Below are 15,981 nucleotides of genomic sequence, written 5' to 3'. Positions count from 1 at the left end.
GTGGCTGTTGCTACATCTCCAATTGCATATTGTGGAATTTTATTGGCATCGGCGTAAGTGTTAGTAATAATAAATGATGCAGGACGCTGAAGAGTTACAGCCTGTTGATCAGTGGTGGCAGGAGTAACTGTATTAGCTGCTATAGCTGGGGCTTTTGATATTAATAAAGGCTGCATTAAAGGAGTAAATCCCAGCGGCATAAAAATGCGTCTTTTCAAAGCTTTTTGGGGAAATCCTCTCTGGGCAACTGGGGGAACAATAGCTGCTGATGTATCAGGAGTTAGATTCAGACCTTTGTTTAAAGCAACTATAGCTTCAACCTTAGAAACGGGTTGATTAGGACGGAAATAGCCACCAGGATAACCCGTCATAAATCCTTGCTGATAGGCTTCTTCAATGGGACGAACAGCCCAATGATTAGCAGGAACATCTTTATAAACAGCACCACTTTCGATCTGACGAATTGGTGGTTGGTCAAAAGCTTTACGAATAATTGCTGCAAACTCATCTCGATTGATTGGCTGTTCTGGACGAAATGTACCATCAGGATATCCAACTACAATATTTCTGGCCGCTAAACCCTGAATAAATGGTTGCGCCCAGTAATTAGATGGAACGTCACTAAAGGTAGTTACAGGTGAAGATTGGGCAGAGGTTTCTAATGCTCCAACTGCCAATACTACCAAATTTAAAGTTAGTAAAGATATTCCTACTGATGCTAACTTATTTAACTGAGTCATTATCAATGCCTCCTGTTTTTTTAAGTATTTTCTTTTATTATATTTCAATAAATATTAGGCAATGTGAATTTCTCCAATAAATAACTTGCTATCAATAGAAAATCTTCCCAAAGGACGAAATGAATTATTACTTGAGATGTAGTCAAAACAATATTTCAATTTTCCATAAAATTAGCATAAAAAGCCAATAAATACTAGAATCTCTAAGTTTTTGATATCTAACTTGGCAACTGATCAAAAATAATCAAGTGTTAATTGAGGATCAATTGTTTTTGTAAAAATATATCTTGCGGTAGTAGAGCGATCGCCTGCAAAAGGAAGATGGTTATCAATGATTCGATTGATAATTGGATAGTTTGGTTAAAAAATTCTCTTTTGTCAGAGAAAGATCCAGAAAAACTTTTTCTTACTTTCAATGAGAAATATCAAAATCAATAAACTTTGGGATAGCCTCCACTCTAGCTACTGGTTCATACCAGCAGTTATGGCAATAGTAGCTACCGCTTTAGCCTTAATAATGCTCAATGTTGACCGTAAAGACCAAATAGATATTGATTATTGGTGGATTTACACTGGTGGAGCAGATGGAGCGCGATCGCTCTTGGAAGCTGTTGCTGGTTCAATGATGAGTGTTGCTGCTACAGCTTTTTCAATTACAATTGTAGCCCTTCAACTGGCTGCTTCTAATTTTGGACCCCGACTGCTGCGTAATTTTATGCAGGATACAGGAAATCAAGTTGTCCTTGGCACATTTATTAGTACGTTTATTTACTGCTTGCTCGTACTGCGGACAATTCGTGGAGAAGGAGATGGATATAGCCAATTTGTACCCCAAATTTCAGTAACAATTGGCATTTTACTGGCAATTATTAGTATTGGCATTTTAATTTATTTTATTCATCATGCTTCAACAATAATTCAAGCATCTCACGTAATTCAAAATGTGAGTGCAGATTTACATTCAACAATTCAACGACTATTTCCCGAAAAAATAGGTCATGATGAACCAGAACACAAACAAGCAATAGCAGAAATTCCTATCTCTTTTGAACAGGAATCTGTACCAATTCGAGCTAATAGCACTGGTTATTTACAAGCTATTGATGACGAAGAATTGATCAAAATCACTGCTAAGTATAATTTACTGGTACGCCTTCAAACTCGACCAGGAAAATTTGTTGTTCAAGGTAGTGATTTAATCTGGGTTTTTCCTAGTGAAAAAGTCAATAAAAAACTTACAAAAAAATCAATGATGCCTTTATTTTCGGCAAAGAACGGACAGAACAACAGGATGTAGAATTTCCCATCAATCAGTTAGTAGAAATTGCCTTACGTGCTATCTCTCCTGCTGTAAATGACCCATTTACAGCAATTCGCTGTATTGACCAATTAAGTTCTGGATTTTGTCACCTTGTGCAGAGAAATTTCCCTTCATCTTATCGCTACGACAAAAATAATAAACTGCGCGTAATCGCTGAAGGTGTAAAGTTTCCGGAATTAATGGATGCTGCTTTTGACCAAATTCGCCATTATGGTCGGTGTGATATGACAGTGACTATTCATTTATTAGCAGCTATAGCTTTAATTGCTACTTATACTAACAATTCTAAATATCAAGCTGTTCTCCGGCATCATGCTGACATGATTTTACAAGAAAGCCGTGAGGGACTTTCACAAGCACAAGGTTACAAAGATGTGGAAAAACAATATTACCAAGTCATGAAAACTTTAAACAACAATCACAATATTCAATCTTGGGAATAAGTTTGCTCCCTCAAGCAAAATTGTTATTAGTAGGAGGTGAAAATGCGTCAACTCATTATCCAAGTGCCACGCGGCAACGGAAAAGCTGTTATTGACATTGCTATATCTCATAACGGTGCAAATCTGGCACAGTTTGAAGGGAATGCAGATGAACCAATTGATCTAGTCATGGTTCACATCTCTAATCAAAAGGTTGGGGAATTTGTAGAGCAGTTGCAAGACTTACCTAAAGTTCACATCTCAATCATCCCCACTGGTGTAATCACACTGCAACCACCAGCTTCAGAAGCACCGCAGCAGGTTGTGGATGTAGAGGAACGCAGTCCGATTGAGATTTTTCTCTCTGGTTTGCAAAGTGTTGGCTCATGGCGGGGCTTTCTTGGTTATGCCGCACTGGCAGGTTTTGTGGTCTGGATTGGCTTGTATACTAATACAACTTACTTACTGGTGGCGGCAATGCTGATTGCACCTTTTGCCGGACCAGCAATGAATACAGCCATTGCTACTGCATGGGGCGATCGCCCACTCTTAGGGAGGAGTATTTTCAGATACTTTGCAGCTTTAGCAGTGACTATTTTCACTACTTGGTTACTTAGCCTGATATTACAGCAAGAAATTCCTACAAGTTTAATGCTAGATAATAGCCAAATTTCAGCGGTAGCAGTGATTTTACCATTGGCAGCCGGAGCAGCAGGGGCGCTGAATTTAGTGCAGTCAGAACGGAGCAGTTTAGTATCTGGGGCTGCTACAGGAATGTTAGTTGCTGCTTCATTAGCTCCACCTGCGGGAATTATCGGGATGTCCAGTGCAATTGGCAGATGGGACATGGTAATTTCGGGGCTGTTTTTACTGTTTTTGCAATTATGCGGCATTAATTTATCGGCTGCCCTTTTGTTCCGAATTTTTGGGTTATCGGCTCAAGGAACTCGTTATCAGCGTGGTAAACAAAAAGTATTCTTTTCTGCCTTGGTGATCACTATCATTGTTTTAGCAGGTTTGCTGACTTGGCAATTTATCAATTCGCCAAATCTCCAACGTTCTAGCCTTGCCCAACGTGCCAATGCTGAAGTCCAAAAAACTGTAGAACAAGTTGGTTTAGCAAAATTAATTGAGTCGAATGTACGCTTTACACGCTCCAATATTGTTGGACAGGATACCCTCCTTTGTGTTATTTACGTGCAGCGTCAACCCCAAGTTACAGCATCTAATCAAGAAATCAGCGATCGCCTGACCCAATCAATTCAAACCCATTTATTAAAACAAAATTTTAACGTCACACCTTTAGTTGATGTCAACGTTTTAGAAACTCCTACTTTTAGTAAAAATTCAACAATGGAAAATAGTGGATGAGGGTAGATTAATGCCATATATTAGTAATATGTGGCATTACCGGAAAAAAGTGGCACAATAAAGAATAATATGAATGAACTATCCAAATCTGTAGCAGTCCATCTTGGTCCCCAGGGGCGTTTAGTGATTCCAGCCGCTTTAAGGCGATCGCTGGGTTTTGAACCAGGTGATGCTCTGATTGCTCGTGAGGAAGACGGGCGGCTGGTACTAGAGAAGGCAGAAACGATTAAGTTGCGGCTGAAAGCTCGGTTCTCACAAGTGCCAAAGCACAGAAGTTTGGTAGATTAATTAATCGCGGAACGCCGTGAAGAAGCAAAAAGGGTTAGCACATTCATTTCCCAGCTTTCACACCGCTAATTTTCAAAACATCAGTCATCGTTGCACAGTAATTTGGTAAATTAAAACTGCTAGGATTAATGGCATTAGCATAGCGAAAATGCCGATAATTCATACAGAATCTATCCCATGCAGCCATTTGAATACTAAATAATTTAATAATCACATTAGCTAAACCTAAAGATATAGGAATGCGGAAATAAATCTTTTTCCGGAAATAAGTGCAAACTTCTTCAATGGCTTGATTAGCAGTTAATGCCGATTGACCTAAAACAAATCTTCTTGGATCTCCTGGTTGTGGTGGATAATCAATTAAATATTGGACAACTGTGGCAATATCTTGGCCATGAATAAAGTGAAAACTGCCATCTGCTTTTAAAAAACGGATAATATTAATATATTTGGTAACTTCGGGAATACCAGATGTGAGATGAGAATAGGGTTTTGTATCATCACCACCTAAAACTAAGGTGGGAAAAACAGTAGTAATTTTAGGAAAAATGGTTAATTTTTCAATTTGATGTAAACAATCATATTTAGAACGGATATAATCTGTGCCGATTTCTCCTGCTTGTTTGAGTGGTTGATTATCATGATTTAAAACACTCGCAGTAGAAAAATAAATTACCTGCTCACATCTTTCTGGATTTAATAAACTCATTAATTCTAGAGTTTTAAAGACATTGATATCAAAAATGCCCTCACCACCCCAGGAAGTGGCTGTTAAAACAGCAGTATCAATGGTTTTGAGTAAATTAGAGAATTTACTAATTTCCTGCATATCGCCCTGCAAAATGGTGATGCCGGGACGGGCTGTAGTATCAACTTGTAGTTTGCTGGGGTTTCTAACTAATAGATAAAGTTCGTGATTGGTGTTTTGAATTAAGGCTTCGCTGATATAGTGACCGATACAGCCACTTGCACCTGTAACTAAAATCCGTTTTGTAGTCATGAAATTTGATGTTGGGGTTTTTGGGAATGGTTGATAACGGTGTATAATTATAACATAATTATAGTTTTGTTTTTCCTTGAGGAGATAGATCCCCGACTTCTGAGATCAATTTGTAATTTTTGGACACAATAAATAAAAGAAGTTGGGGATCTAAGGGACGTACAAAAACCCAAACATTGACAACACAATGCAACTGCATTACCTTAAAAATAAAGAATAAACCTCAAAATTGTTATGGTTGTCAAATCCACACCATCCTCAGAGTCCACCCTAACCGACAGATATCAAACCACAATACCCGAACCCGTGCGTAAAGCTCTAGGCTTGGGTAAACGTGATAAAATTCGCTATGTGATTCAACCTGACGGTAAAGTAGTTATTTCTCGCGCTGATCAACAAGAAGAAGATCCGATCCTGTGGGAATTTTTAAACTTTATCGCCAAGGACATCCAAAAAAATCCTCAGCATCTACAACCAATTAAAGCAGAATTAGTAAACCGTATTCAATCCTTAGTTGCTGATGTAGAAATTGATCTGGATGCACCACTATCAGACGAGGATGAGTAAAATTGTCTGAAAATCAACCTTTAAAAATTAATGGATGGACTATATTTGCTCATTCCTTGTTTCTAGAACATTTAGAAGAACTGAGCATACAGGTAGAAAATTTACGTCAGAAATATCCTCAAGACTACAAACAGAAAAACGCCACAAAACGTCTAGGTGCTATATTCAAACTTGCATTTAATGTCATTCCTCAAGATCCAACATTAAACGATTATCGTCAAGGTACAACCCTGGGAGATGAATATAAACACTGGTTTAGAGCTAAATTTTTTCAGCAATACCGATTATTTTTTAGATATCATCAAGAAGGTAAAATCATTGTTTATGCTTGGGTGAATGACGAAAACACCAAGCGAGCATATCAAAGTAAAACCGACGCTTATCGAGTATTCCAAAAAATGCTAGAAAGTGGAAATCCTCCAGATGATTGGAATGATTTACTCAAAGAAGCAGAAAATCAAAATCATCGTTTACAGCAAGTTTTCAAAACAGAAATTTAGAAAAATATTTAAGTCAGAATCAGGACAACCAGGACACCCTTCGGGAAGTCAAAAGTCAAAAGTCAAACATTGAATATCCGCGTTCATCCGCGTTTATCTGCGGTTAATAAAAATCAGGTGGGTAAAAAACCCACCCAACAAACTAAACCAAAGCGTTGAGATTTTTCGCAGTTTCAAAGAAGAAAGCGACATTTTCTTCTGGTGTTTCTGGTAATACACCATGTCCCAGGTTGAGGATGTGTCCCCAGTTACCGGCTTTGCGAACGGTGTCCAAAACGCGATCGCGGATAAATTCTTTAGAACCAAATAACACACCCGGATCAAGATTACCCTGTACTTTCACGTGCTTACCTAATCTGGCTCTGGCATCTGCCATATCTACTGCCCAGTCTACACTAATGATATCTGCACCAGAAGCAGGCATTCTTTCCAAAAGTCCAGCACTACCTGTCACCAACAAAATTAATGGTGTGTCAGGATGAGTTGCTTTGACTTTCTCAAAGACCATTTTTTGATAAGGTAAAGCAAAGGTATCATAATCTTGGGGGCTTAATTGTCCTGCCCAAGAATCGAACATTTGCACCACTTGAGCGCCGCAGTCAATTTGATAGCGCACGTAATCAGCGATCGCATCTGCTAATTTAGTCAATAACTGATGCAGTATCGTCGGATCTGAGAAGGCCATGTTTTTGATAATGGAATAGGTTTTAGAACCTTTACCTTCCACCGCATAAGCCGCTAATGTCCAAGGTGCGCCCACAAAGCCTAACACCGTTGATTGATTGCCTACTTCCTGCCGTAATGCCTGCAAAATCGTTTTGATAAATGGCAGGGATGCTTCTGGATCTAATGGATGCAGGTGATCAACTTGTTCTTTAGTGCGAATGGGCGCGTAAATAATTGGGCCTTTACCTTCCGCAATATCCATGTCAATCCCCATACCTGGTAAGGGGGTAACAATATCGGAAAATAAAATAACTCCATCGGGTTGGAAAGCTCTCCAGGGTTGGAGGGAAACTTCGATCGCTACTTCAGGAATTTCTGAGCGATCGCGGAATGAAGGATATTTTTCCCGCAAATCCCGATAAGCTTTCATATATCGTCCTGCTTGTCGCATCATCCATACAGGGGGACGATCTACTTGTTCACCACGAGCAGCCCGAAGGAGGAGAGGAGCCGTTGAGGAAACACCCATTTAACACTTCATCCTAAGTCACTTTTATATGTCACCATTTAGCTTACCATTCAAAGATTAGCTTTTTCTGAAGATACACTTTTACATAACTTTACAAACTAATTAAGTCTTGCTGTTGCTTCTGTGTTATTGCTAACCAAATAAATTAGTAAAAACAGGTACTTATAAGTGTATACTTTCTGAAGTAGAATTACTCCTAATGTGTAGTTTCTACTCAAAATATCCAAAAAATCATCGAAAATAAATCTTATGACTCTAGAAACTATTCCTTACACATCAGAATATTTTAGTAGTTGGTTCTTTGATACAGATTATAAAACTATAGCGACGACGATTGTAGACATTTTTCAACCGAAAACAGTAGCAGAATTTGGTTGTGGTCCTGGCCATTTGAGTAAAGAACTAGCCAAATTAGGAGTAAAGGTAACAGCAGTTGACGGTTATTCTCAACCTGATTTTTCGGGATTTTCTGTAGAATTCCACACTTTGGATTTGAATGATCCAGACGCGATCGCTAATTTTTTCACTAACAAATCTTTTGATTTATCACTATCTTTAGAAGTAGCTGAACACCTCAACCCAGAAACTTCACCTATTTTAGTACATTGGTTAACTAAAGTTGCTCCAGTTGTCGTATTTTCGGCATCAGTTCCAGCCCAAGAAAGTGACGGACATATTAATTTACGTCCTCGTGAATATTGGCATGACTTATTTACAGAACATAATTTTCTAGTAGGCGATCGTATTCGTGAAAAACTACGTCCTCATCCTGGTGTAGCTCATTGGTATCGCTACAGTGCTTTAGATTATGTTCACGAAAAACATCCATTAGCACCAAAAACTGATGAACTTATTCGTCGTCTAATTGCTTCAGAATCTGCTGCAACTACAGCTTTTTATGAACAGTCTTCTAAGTTATATCTCCTAGAACAAGAAGGGAAGATTAATTAGCATAAATCAAGATTAAAAACACCAGAATTTAGACTTCTGGTGTGGGTTCAAATATTAATTTTGCGCCCAAATTACATCTAACCTTTTTTGAGCCTCTTCTAAAGCAGCTTTTGCCGAAGACTTACCTAATAAGGTGGCTTCTATTGCTCTACCCAAACTGTCAGAAATCCGATTATATCCAGCTACAATTGGTCGAGAACCCGCCACAGGCATTTGTTCCACAAATACCTTTAACCAAGGTTTTGACTGCAAATATGTTTGATATTCCTGACTTTGAATAGATTTAATATTTACAGGTAAAAAACCAGTACCTATACTCCATTCTGTTTGAAATTCCGCACTTAAAACAAATTCTAAAAATTTGAGTGCCGCTTTTTCCTTTTCGGAAGTGGTTTTCATCACATACAAATTTCCAGCACCTATCACCGTCGCGGGAGTAATATTTGCAGGTATTGGAAATACCCCAAAATCAACTTGAGATTTAGTGATATAAGTCCAAGGTCCCGTAATTTGCATAGCTGCACGGCCTGTGAGAAAAGCATCTTCTTCATAACCTCTTTCTGGAGGTGACAAAGCTGCTGAACCATCTTTAATTAAATTTTCCCACAATTCTAAAGCACTAATAGCTTTTGGGTTGTTTAAATCTGGCAGGTTATTACTAATTAATTCACCTTCAGCACTTAATAAAAAAGGAAACCAACTAAAAACAGTCCATTCTCCTTTTCCTAAAGGTAAGACAATTCCATATTGTTCTGGTTGTTTATCACCGTTTTTATCTATTGTCAGTTTTTTAGCAACTTGTCGGAATTCTGCCCAAGTTTTAGGAGTTTCGGTAATTCCCGCTTTTTTAAACAAGTCAGGACGGTAAAAAATACCGATATTGCTAGTATAAAGGGGAATAGACCAGAGATGATCATCTAATTTTAACTCATCCAGGGCATTGGGAATAACTTCAGATTTCACAGGTAATTGATCAAACCAATCATCTAAAGGGACAACTGCCCCCAGTTCTACAAATTGTCCTGTAAGTTGTGGATAAAAATATAAAATATCTGGAGATGAATTACCAACTACAGATGTTAATACTTTTGGCAATTGTTGATCAAGTCCCCCAGCAAAGATAGAGTTAACTTGAATATCAGAATGTTGTTGATTAAACTTATTTACCAGTTTATTAAAAACATCCCGATTGATAGGAGGATTTATCCCTTGCCATAATGTCAGATGAATTACATTATTTTTTGGTAGTAATGTTGTTTGGCAACTAGATGTAAGTACAAGACATAAACAGCAGATTAATCCGATCATTAAAAACCTGTTACCAGAATTAATAACTTGATTAAAATAACTTTTGAAGTTTGCCATAAGTAAGTAGACGAGAATAAATCAAAGTAGATTAAGTAATGTAAAATAGTCTGTAGATAGTTTCGTAGTGAGGACTTCAGTCCTCAAATGAGGAATAAATTCCTCACTACGAACTTTTAATTATTTAGATGCAGAAATCTTCTCTAAAACACTCTTGGTAATGCTTGTTTCTGCCCTGGTATAATTATAGGTTTCTGGTGCAGTTAAGTTGTGAGTTTTAAAGATTTTTTCTGCCCGTTCCCATAAGTCTGTATCTTCACCATAAGCTATATTATTAAATCCTTTTAGTTCAAAGAATACTTTCCGTTTTCCAAAAAATGTTGGACCTAAAACACATTCTTTTAAATTAATGGTTTTTCCTGGTTCATAATAATCAGCAACTAGAATTTCTTCTTCAGAAAAGAAACCACCTTGTAGCAAATCAATTTCTGGATGAGATTTTAGATAACTAAGACGAGATTCTATATGATGAGGTGCATAGGTATCATCACTATCTAAAAATGTAATATATGGACTAAATGAAGCTTGAATACCCACATTTTTAGAATAAGCTAATTTGCGGTTTTTGTGTTTTAGATAACGGATATTTACAGACTTGTGTAAATAAGGATTGACAATTTCAAAGGTATGATCATCACTACCATCATCAACAACTAATAATTCCCAATTTAGAAAAGTTTGATTGATGACACTATCAATACATTGATTTAAATATTGTCCTCGATTATATGTACACAAAATGATGCTAACTTCTGGTTGGATATCAAAATTAATAGGACTCATGGCAATTTTAGAGATGGTGAATTTTATTTCTCAGCGACGATACAGGTAGCTACAGGATAATCGGGATGAAATGCGTCTAGTTCTTCTGCTGTTAGTTCTTCTTGGGCTATGCCATGATAACTAGCAATGACACTAATAGGATTACCATAAACATATAGTTTTTGTTGGGAGAAATTTCTAAATATCCAAGCAAAAGCATCAGGTAAAGGCCGCCAATAATCCATAGGAGTAGCATGAAGTCTGATGGCACTAGGGACCATTGCAAAACATTTTCCACCTGGTTTTAACCACTTCTGGATATTTTCTACTGCTATCCAAGGTGCATAACAATGTTCTAAAACATTAAAAATAATGATCGAATCAAAAGAGTTTGGTTCTACAATTGCTTCTTCATGAACATCTCCCACTATGTCTACTCCTGGTCCTGCTTCTATGTTGAGAATTTTATATGATGTACCAGGATTGACTTGATAAAAGTCTTTGTCTTTTGGTGTTCCTCCTATTTCGAGGATATTACCAAAAATTTGGGGTTGAATTTCTGTCAGAAATTTACTGAGATAATATCTATCTACAGGTGTTCCTCTTGTTAAACCAAAGGCTTGACAAATAGGGACGGTTTTCTTTAAATCTCCCCAATTAATAGTATGAGGTGCTAGTGATAATAGACCTAGTTTTTCTAAATGTTCTACTATTTTCTGGAAGTCTTCTAAATTTTTAATAGCTGCTAAATCATCTTCTAGGGATATTTGAGAAAACAGTTTTTGCAGAACTTGGTAATTTTCTCTACTTAATTCTCCTAGTTCAAACTGCATTTCTTTTTCGATAAAGCTGCGAAAGCCTTTCCCAAAGATTGTTAAACTCCCATTGGCTAAAAATATTATCGCTTCGGCAATTAGCTGTTCATATTTATTTAATTCTTGAATAACATGATCTTGAATGGGTGCAAATTGAATTTTTTGAAATTCTTGATAGGCTGTTTCTAAATAATGCTGATGAACAAATATTTCTAGGATAGTTAACCAAGATTTTTTCGTAATAGTTTCGGCTGTGCGTTGACTCCAAGCAAAAATCGCATATAGTTTATCATCTTCTATCTTCAAAAAAGCGTTGGGAATATATTGTTTAGTCATAAAATCAAATTTTTATAGTTGATTATGGTTGTATTTCTAATGTACCTGATTCTGCATCTAAGCTGGCTATGACACCGACAGGTAAGGCTATATTCGGGCTATCATGACCAAAGGGTAAATCCGAGACAATGGGAATACCTAAATCACCTAAGCGATCGCGCAAAACTTCCTCTATACTCAAACTTGGTATATTCGGAGGTGCGTCACACTTAGTAAAACCGCCCAAAGCGATCGCGCAGACTTTAGATAAAGCCCCACTAGCACGCCATTGAGTTAACATTCTATCAATGCGATAGGGTGGTTCTGTCACATCTTCCAATGCTAATATTACACCATCCAGGTTAGGTAAAAGTGGTGTACCTAAAAGATGAGTTGCTACTGTCAGATTACCAGGAAGTAGCACACCTGTAACTTTACCACCACCCCAACCTTTACCCTTTAAAGGTGCGATCGCCCGACCTTCTACTATGTCCAATAGCCGCTGTATTGACCATTCTGGCTCATTGGCTAAGGTAGTGAGGACGGGACCATGAACACCGGAAATTCCGGCATTATAGAGACTCCACAACAGGGCTGTGATATCAGAAAAGCCGATTAACCATTTAGGTGTAATTGTATTTTCTTGCCAACTCCAGTCTTCTAAAATGCGGGTGCTACCAAAACCACCCCTCGCGCAGATGATCCCACGACATTCGGGATCATGCCATGCTGCTGCTAACTGTTGACGACGATGTTCATCTGTACCAGCCAGATAACCATGTCTACTGTCTAGGCGATCGCTAATTTGGACGCGGTAGCCGTGCGATCGCCAAATTTCCACACCTTGATTAAAAGCTTCAAATTCCCGTACTGCACCACTAGGGGCGATGACGCGGAGTAAATCACCAGGTTTGAGGGGTGGGGGTAAGATAGGGGCTGACATCAGCAGAAAATGTAAATAATGGTGATCATATAGGCAGATTGTCGCTATTTTTGCTCTTAATTTTCCGTGAATCTCTGTTGATCTGGAACAACACGCAAACGATTGATTTGATTTAAAGCATACCTAGCAGTTGCTTGTACTTCCGGATCTGTATCTTCTAAAGCATGGCGTAAAATTTGACTCATTTGTGCCATCATGTCATACAGCCGCACTAAATCACGAATTGCATTTTGACGGACTTGGGGATTTTCACTCTGGATAGATAAAGCTAAAGCCCGGTTCATTGGTTTGAGTGTGCGAATCCCAATTTCTGCCAAAGCTGACAAAATTAACCCATTTTGTTGAGAATCTGCACTCATCAACAATTCTACTAGGGGTTGAACTGCCCGCGAGTCACCTTTTTGACCTATATTCCAAATTGCTTTTCGTCGTTTGGTTGCATCATCACTCTGCAACTCTTCCATGAATGTATCAAAGAAACCGATTGTAGGCAGGGCAGAGTTTTGTGGTTTTAGGATTAATTCTGGGGAATTTAGGGAATGTAATGAGGGAAGTGTTGGTGCAGGGTTTAAAAAATATTTGGGATTATTTTGATTAGATGCACTCAAAAGTGGGTTTGCCAAATTTTCCGATTCTATAACTGGTTTCGTCTCTCCTAACTTCTGAATCAGATAATAAAATAAGCATAGACTTCCTAAAATTCCTACACTGATTAATCTCAACCATAAGGTATACTCTGTTTGAGGTTGTGATTGAGTAGTTTCTGGGTTACTAACAATAGAAGAAACATTACAGTTAGTTTTCTCTACTAAAACATTTTTGAGATCCTGTCTCGTCGCCCAATCAGCAATACCATCTGCTCTTTTTAATCCTTTTTGTTGCTGAAACTGTGCTACAGCATTTTGGGTACTGAGTCCGTATTCTCCATCTATGATGCCATTGTAGTAACCTAATGCTTTTAGTTGCACTTGGATAACTTGAACTTCTGGATCTTTAGTTCCAGGAGTGAGAATTGTGACTGGGGTAGGTGCTGGGTTAGTTGTCGCAGCCATGATGCGACTAGGGTATGAACTCAGACAAATACAAGATGTTAATATTAGGATGGAATTGGTAATGGGTAATTGGTACTTATCCCTCATTTTTCTCATCTCTAGGTGACTTGGTTATTTCTGAATTTCTTGTTTCTTCAAAGCGGATACTTCTAAAACTAATGATTGTTCTGGAGTATTTGTTTCTGTGATAGTAATTGTTTGATTTGTTCTTCCCAGGGTTTCCCGCTGGTTAATTAAATAAATACTAATTAAGGTGAGAAAAACTCCTAGCCATTGGATAGTTGTCAGGATTTCTGAGAGGAAAATATAGCCGAATATTAAAGCAAAAATGGGTGTCAGGAAAGTGAGAGAACTTAAACTGGTGAGATTTCCACTAGAAGCAAAGTAGAAAAATAAACCATAAGCGATCGCACTGCCAAATACAGTAGCATATCCTAAAGCTATCCAGTCTGATGGCACAAGATTTTGCCACTGTTGGGTTTCTACAACTGAAGAAATTCCCCACAAAGGCAACCCAGCGATAATCATGTGCCATCCTGTTGCTGTTACTGGATCTGCATATCTGCATACAAACCTAATTAATACAGTCCCCACAGCCATTGATAACGCTGCTAGTAACATTAACCACTCACCACTGGCAAATAACAATTGCCAATTATCTATATTAATAGTCTCTCCTGATTCAAAAAGATGGAAAATCCACTCTTCTGGTAAGCCAATCAGACTAATCCCTGTGACTCCCAAACCTAATCCTAACCATCCCCATAACCCAATATGTTCTTGAAATAGCCAGAGGGAAAGTAACGCTACTGCTAACGGTTGGGAGTCTATCATCACCGAACCTAAGCCGGCATTGGTTCTCACTAAACCCTCTGCTAAAAAGCCTTGAAAGAGAGTACCATCAACTACAGCAAAGATCGTAATCCACAACCATGCTAACCAACTTTGAGGTTGGGGTTTACCCATAAATGCAGCCGCTATCAGAATTAACACCCCCGCAGGTACTAATCTGACTCCGGCCATAAATAGTGGTGTAGTATGGGGAATTACGCCTTTCATGGCCACCATTGCTGTCCCCCAGAGGAAAAAAGGAGCAATTAAAAATAGATAAGCTAAAGGATTTTTAGATCCACTGAGTTGCAGTTGCATGGGCTGATTGTAGTTTTTAGTAAACGGATAGAAAAATTACTTTACCTAATTTTACAGAAACATTGCGTTTTATGTTTATTGTGTAAAATACAGATGATAATGTGTCTGTACCTGTTGTTGGTAATGAAAAATGATTACAACTAAATCTGCTGTTCCCATTAAACCCAGGCAGGAAGATAGCTTTGGGATTACATTAGCACCATTATCTGTAGAAGAGGTATACACTAAAGCAGATCATCCTGCTAATGGTGCAGTGGTGGTGATGAGTGGTATGGTTCGTAATCAAACCGATGGTAAGCCTGTGGTGGCGCTAGAGTATCAAGCTTATGAACCAATGGCTTTACAGGTGTTTTATCAAATCGCTGATGATATTCGTCAGCAATGGCCTATTGTGAATCCTGTGGTGATATATCATCGGATTGGCAGATTATCAGTGGGGGAAATTAGCGTGGTTGTGGCTGTCGGTTGTCCCCATCGTGGTGAGGCTTTTGCAGCTTGTGAGTATGCTATTAATACTCTAAAACACAATGCACCTATTTGGAAAAAGGAACATTGGCAAGATGGTTCTAGTAGTTGGGTAAGTATTGGTATATGTGAACAGGAAATAGGGAACAGGGAACAGGGAACAGGGAACAGGGAACAGGGAACAGGGAACAGGGAACAGGGAATAGGGAACAGGGAATAGGGAATAGGGAATAGGGAAAAAATTTTTAATTTTCTAGTTTTTAATAAGACTAATAATCATTCTGCTTTCCTCTTTTAATAAATTAAGAATCATTTCTATATCTTTTTCTGAGCATAATCCTACTCGCTTAGATAAAATTAGGTGAGTTTCTAATTCATTAACTGAACCTTGCGCTATGTTTAAAAATCTTATATATTCCCCTGTATATCGTCGCCCATATCCTTCAGCTATATTAGCTGGAATTGATACTGCACTTCTTCTAATTTGTTGAACCATAGCATATAGCTCGTCTTTGGGAAAAAGTTTAGTAAGGAAATAGCACCTTTCAGAAATATCCATCCCTTTTTGCCAAATCGTTAAATCTTTAAAGTCATTAATATCTGACATTTTTCCTATTCCCTATTTCCTATTTCCTATTTCCTGTTCCTGTTCCCTATTTCCTATTTCCTATTTCCTATTTCCTATTTCCTGTTCCTATTCCCTATTCCCTATTCCCTATTTCCTATTTCCTGTTCCTATTCCCTATTCCCTATTCCCTAT

At 38.1% G+C, this 15,981-nt stretch carries 16 protein-coding genes and 1 pseudogene; 7 read left to right on the top strand and 10 right to left on the bottom strand.

What is annotated here, in order from left to right; all coding sequences use genetic code 11:
• Positions 1-740 (bottom strand): S-layer homology domain-containing protein (locus FJR38_RS14325; RefSeq protein ID WP_168538242.1); only part of this gene is annotated, 740 nt, incomplete at its 3' end.
• Between the two features lie 415 nt (positions 741-1,155).
• On the opposite strand from FJR38_RS14325, the pseudogene FJR38_RS14320 reads away from it, so the two are divergent.
• From FJR38_RS14320 to FJR38_RS14310, 3 genes and pseudogenes are all read left to right on the top strand, one after another.
• Positions 1,156-2,504, top strand: a pseudogene (locus FJR38_RS14320) (DUF2254 domain-containing protein).
• A 42-nt stretch (positions 2,505-2,546) separates the two neighbouring features.
• A complete protein-coding gene (locus FJR38_RS14315) occupies positions 2,547-3,854 on the top strand; it encodes a DUF389 domain-containing protein (RefSeq protein ID WP_168537792.1) in 1,308 nt (435 codons plus the stop codon).
• A 69-nt stretch (positions 3,855-3,923) separates the two neighbouring features.
• Positions 3,924-4,142 (top strand): AbrB/MazE/SpoVT family DNA-binding domain-containing protein, encoded by a 219-nt coding sequence (locus FJR38_RS14310; RefSeq protein ID WP_168500189.1) that lies wholly within the window; start codon positions 3,924-3,926, stop codon positions 4,140-4,142.
• A 43-nt stretch (positions 4,143-4,185) separates the two neighbouring features.
• Here FJR38_RS14310 and FJR38_RS14305 read toward each other — a convergent pair whose 3' ends face one another.
• Complete coding sequence (locus FJR38_RS14305; protein ID WP_168500187.1) at positions 4,186-5,142, bottom strand: NAD(P)-dependent oxidoreductase; 957 nt, start codon at positions 5,140-5,142, stop codon at positions 4,186-4,188.
• A 234-nt stretch (positions 5,143-5,376) separates the two neighbouring features.
• Here FJR38_RS14305 and FJR38_RS14300 point away from each other — a divergent pair, with 234 nt between their 5' ends.
• Positions 5,377-5,709 carry a type II toxin-antitoxin system PrlF family antitoxin gene (locus FJR38_RS14300; RefSeq protein ID WP_168500185.1) on the top strand — a complete coding sequence of 111 codons (333 nt, stop codon included), beginning with the start codon at positions 5,377-5,379 and terminating at the stop codon, positions 5,707-5,709.
• Between the two features lie 2 nt (positions 5,710-5,711).
• Entirely contained in the window at positions 5,712-6,209 is a 498-nt protein-coding gene (locus FJR38_RS14295) for a type II toxin-antitoxin system YhaV family toxin (protein ID WP_168500184.1), read from the top strand.
• 142 nt (positions 6,210-6,351) lie between these two features.
• On the opposite strand, the gene hemE is transcribed toward FJR38_RS14295, so the two are convergent.
• The gene (hemE, locus tag FJR38_RS14290) at positions 6,352-7,404 is read right to left on the bottom strand and encodes a uroporphyrinogen decarboxylase (protein WP_168500182.1); all 1,053 of its coding nucleotides are present in this window, start codon (positions 7,402-7,404) and stop codon (positions 6,352-6,354) included.
• Positions 7,405-7,653: 249 nt separating this feature from the next.
• Between hemE and FJR38_RS14285 the strand changes: the two genes are divergently transcribed.
• Positions 7,654-8,355 (top strand): bifunctional 2-polyprenyl-6-hydroxyphenol methylase/3-demethylubiquinol 3-O-methyltransferase UbiG, encoded by a 702-nt coding sequence (locus tag FJR38_RS14285; protein ID WP_168500180.1) that lies wholly within the window; start codon positions 7,654-7,656, stop codon positions 8,353-8,355.
• A 54-nt stretch (positions 8,356-8,409) separates the two neighbouring features.
• Here FJR38_RS14285 and FJR38_RS14280 read toward each other — a convergent pair whose 3' ends face one another.
• The 6 genes from FJR38_RS14280 to FJR38_RS14255 form a co-directional block, all read right to left on the bottom strand.
• Positions 8,410-9,663, bottom strand: coding sequence for an ABC transporter substrate-binding protein (locus FJR38_RS14280; RefSeq protein WP_254445426.1), 1,254 nt, complete (start codon positions 9,661-9,663; stop codon positions 8,410-8,412).
• 177 nt (positions 9,664-9,840) lie between these two features.
• On the bottom strand, positions 9,841-10,503 hold the full coding sequence (locus FJR38_RS14275) for a glycosyltransferase family A protein (RefSeq protein WP_168500176.1): 663 nt from the start codon (positions 10,501-10,503) through the stop codon (positions 9,841-9,843).
• A 23-nt stretch (positions 10,504-10,526) separates the two neighbouring features.
• Positions 10,527-11,633, bottom strand: a complete 1,107-nt coding sequence (locus FJR38_RS14270) for a methyltransferase domain-containing protein (protein WP_168537790.1) — start codon at positions 11,631-11,633, stop codon at positions 10,527-10,529.
• 22 nt (positions 11,634-11,655) lie between these two features.
• Positions 11,656-12,555, bottom strand: a complete 900-nt coding sequence (locus FJR38_RS14265) for an LD-carboxypeptidase (RefSeq protein ID WP_168537788.1) — start codon at positions 12,553-12,555, stop codon at positions 11,656-11,658.
• A 56-nt stretch (positions 12,556-12,611) separates the two neighbouring features.
• Positions 12,612-13,607, bottom strand: a complete 996-nt coding sequence (locus tag FJR38_RS14260; RefSeq protein ID WP_254449470.1) for a peptidoglycan-binding protein — start codon at positions 13,605-13,607, stop codon at positions 12,612-12,614.
• Between the two features lie 111 nt (positions 13,608-13,718).
• Positions 13,719-14,756 (bottom strand): DMT family transporter, encoded by a 1,038-nt coding sequence (locus tag FJR38_RS14255; protein ID WP_168537784.1) that lies wholly within the window; start codon positions 14,754-14,756, stop codon positions 13,719-13,721.
• A gap of 130 nt (positions 14,757-14,886) precedes the next feature.
• Between FJR38_RS14255 and FJR38_RS14250 the strand changes: the two genes are divergently transcribed.
• Positions 14,887-15,441: a molybdenum cofactor biosynthesis protein MoaE gene (locus FJR38_RS14250; RefSeq protein ID WP_168537782.1), complete on the top strand. Its 555-nt coding sequence runs from the start codon at positions 14,887-14,889 to the stop codon at positions 15,439-15,441.
• Positions 15,442-15,474: 33 nt separating this feature from the next.
• Here FJR38_RS14250 and FJR38_RS27780 read toward each other — a convergent pair whose 3' ends face one another.
• Positions 15,475-15,828 (bottom strand): four helix bundle protein, encoded by a 354-nt coding sequence (locus FJR38_RS27780; protein WP_217360025.1) that lies wholly within the window; start codon positions 15,826-15,828, stop codon positions 15,475-15,477.
• Positions 15,829-15,981 lie beyond the last annotated feature (153 nt).

The organism is Anabaena sp. UHCC 0253 (assembly GCF_009712085.1).
Classification (GTDB): domain Bacteria; phylum Cyanobacteriota; class Cyanobacteriia; order Cyanobacteriales; family Nostocaceae; genus Dolichospermum.
The sequence above is the reverse complement of the archived record's forward strand: the minus strand, read 5'-3'. Positions and strand labels throughout refer to the sequence as shown.

Excerpts from the sequence above, each read along its gene's own strand:
- FJR38_RS14260 (WP_254449470.1), bottom strand. The coding sequence starts at position 13,607 with ATGGCTGCGACAACTAACCCAGCACCTACCCCAGTCACAATTCTCACT.
- FJR38_RS14275 (WP_168500176.1), bottom strand. The coding sequence starts at position 10,503 with ATGAGTCCTATTAATTTTGATATCCAACCAGAAGTTAGCATCATTTTG.
- FJR38_RS14270 (WP_168537790.1), bottom strand. The coding sequence starts at position 11,633 with ATGACTAAACAATATATTCCCAACGCTTTTTTGAAGATAGAAGATGAT.
- FJR38_RS27780 (WP_217360025.1), bottom strand. The coding sequence starts at position 15,828 with ATGTCAGATATTAATGACTTTAAAGATTTAACGATTTGGCAAAAAGGG.
- FJR38_RS14285 (WP_168500180.1), top strand. The coding sequence starts at position 7,654 with ATGACTCTAGAAACTATTCCTTACACATCAGAATATTTTAGTAGTTGG.
- hemE (WP_168500182.1), bottom strand. The coding sequence starts at position 7,404 with ATGGGTGTTTCCTCAACGGCTCCTCTCCTCCTTCGGGCTGCTCGTGGT.
- FJR38_RS14250 (WP_168537782.1), top strand. The coding sequence starts at position 14,887 with ATGATTACAACTAAATCTGCTGTTCCCATTAAACCCAGGCAGGAAGAT.
- FJR38_RS14300 (WP_168500185.1), top strand. The coding sequence starts at position 5,377 with ATGGTTGTCAAATCCACACCATCCTCAGAGTCCACCCTAACCGACAGA.
- FJR38_RS14255 (WP_168537784.1), bottom strand. The coding sequence starts at position 14,756 with ATGCAACTGCAACTCAGTGGATCTAAAAATCCTTTAGCTTATCTATTT.
- FJR38_RS14310 (WP_168500189.1), top strand. The coding sequence starts at position 3,924 with ATGAATGAACTATCCAAATCTGTAGCAGTCCATCTTGGTCCCCAGGGG.
- FJR38_RS14315 (WP_168537792.1), top strand. The coding sequence starts at position 2,547 with ATGCGTCAACTCATTATCCAAGTGCCACGCGGCAACGGAAAAGCTGTT.
- FJR38_RS14265 (WP_168537788.1), bottom strand. The coding sequence starts at position 12,555 with ATGTCAGCCCCTATCTTACCCCCACCCCTCAAACCTGGTGATTTACTC.
- FJR38_RS14280 (WP_254445426.1), bottom strand. The coding sequence starts at position 9,663 with ATGATCGGATTAATCTGCTGTTTATGTCTTGTACTTACATCTAGTTGC.
- FJR38_RS14305 (WP_168500187.1), bottom strand. The coding sequence starts at position 5,142 with ATGACTACAAAACGGATTTTAGTTACAGGTGCAAGTGGCTGTATCGGT.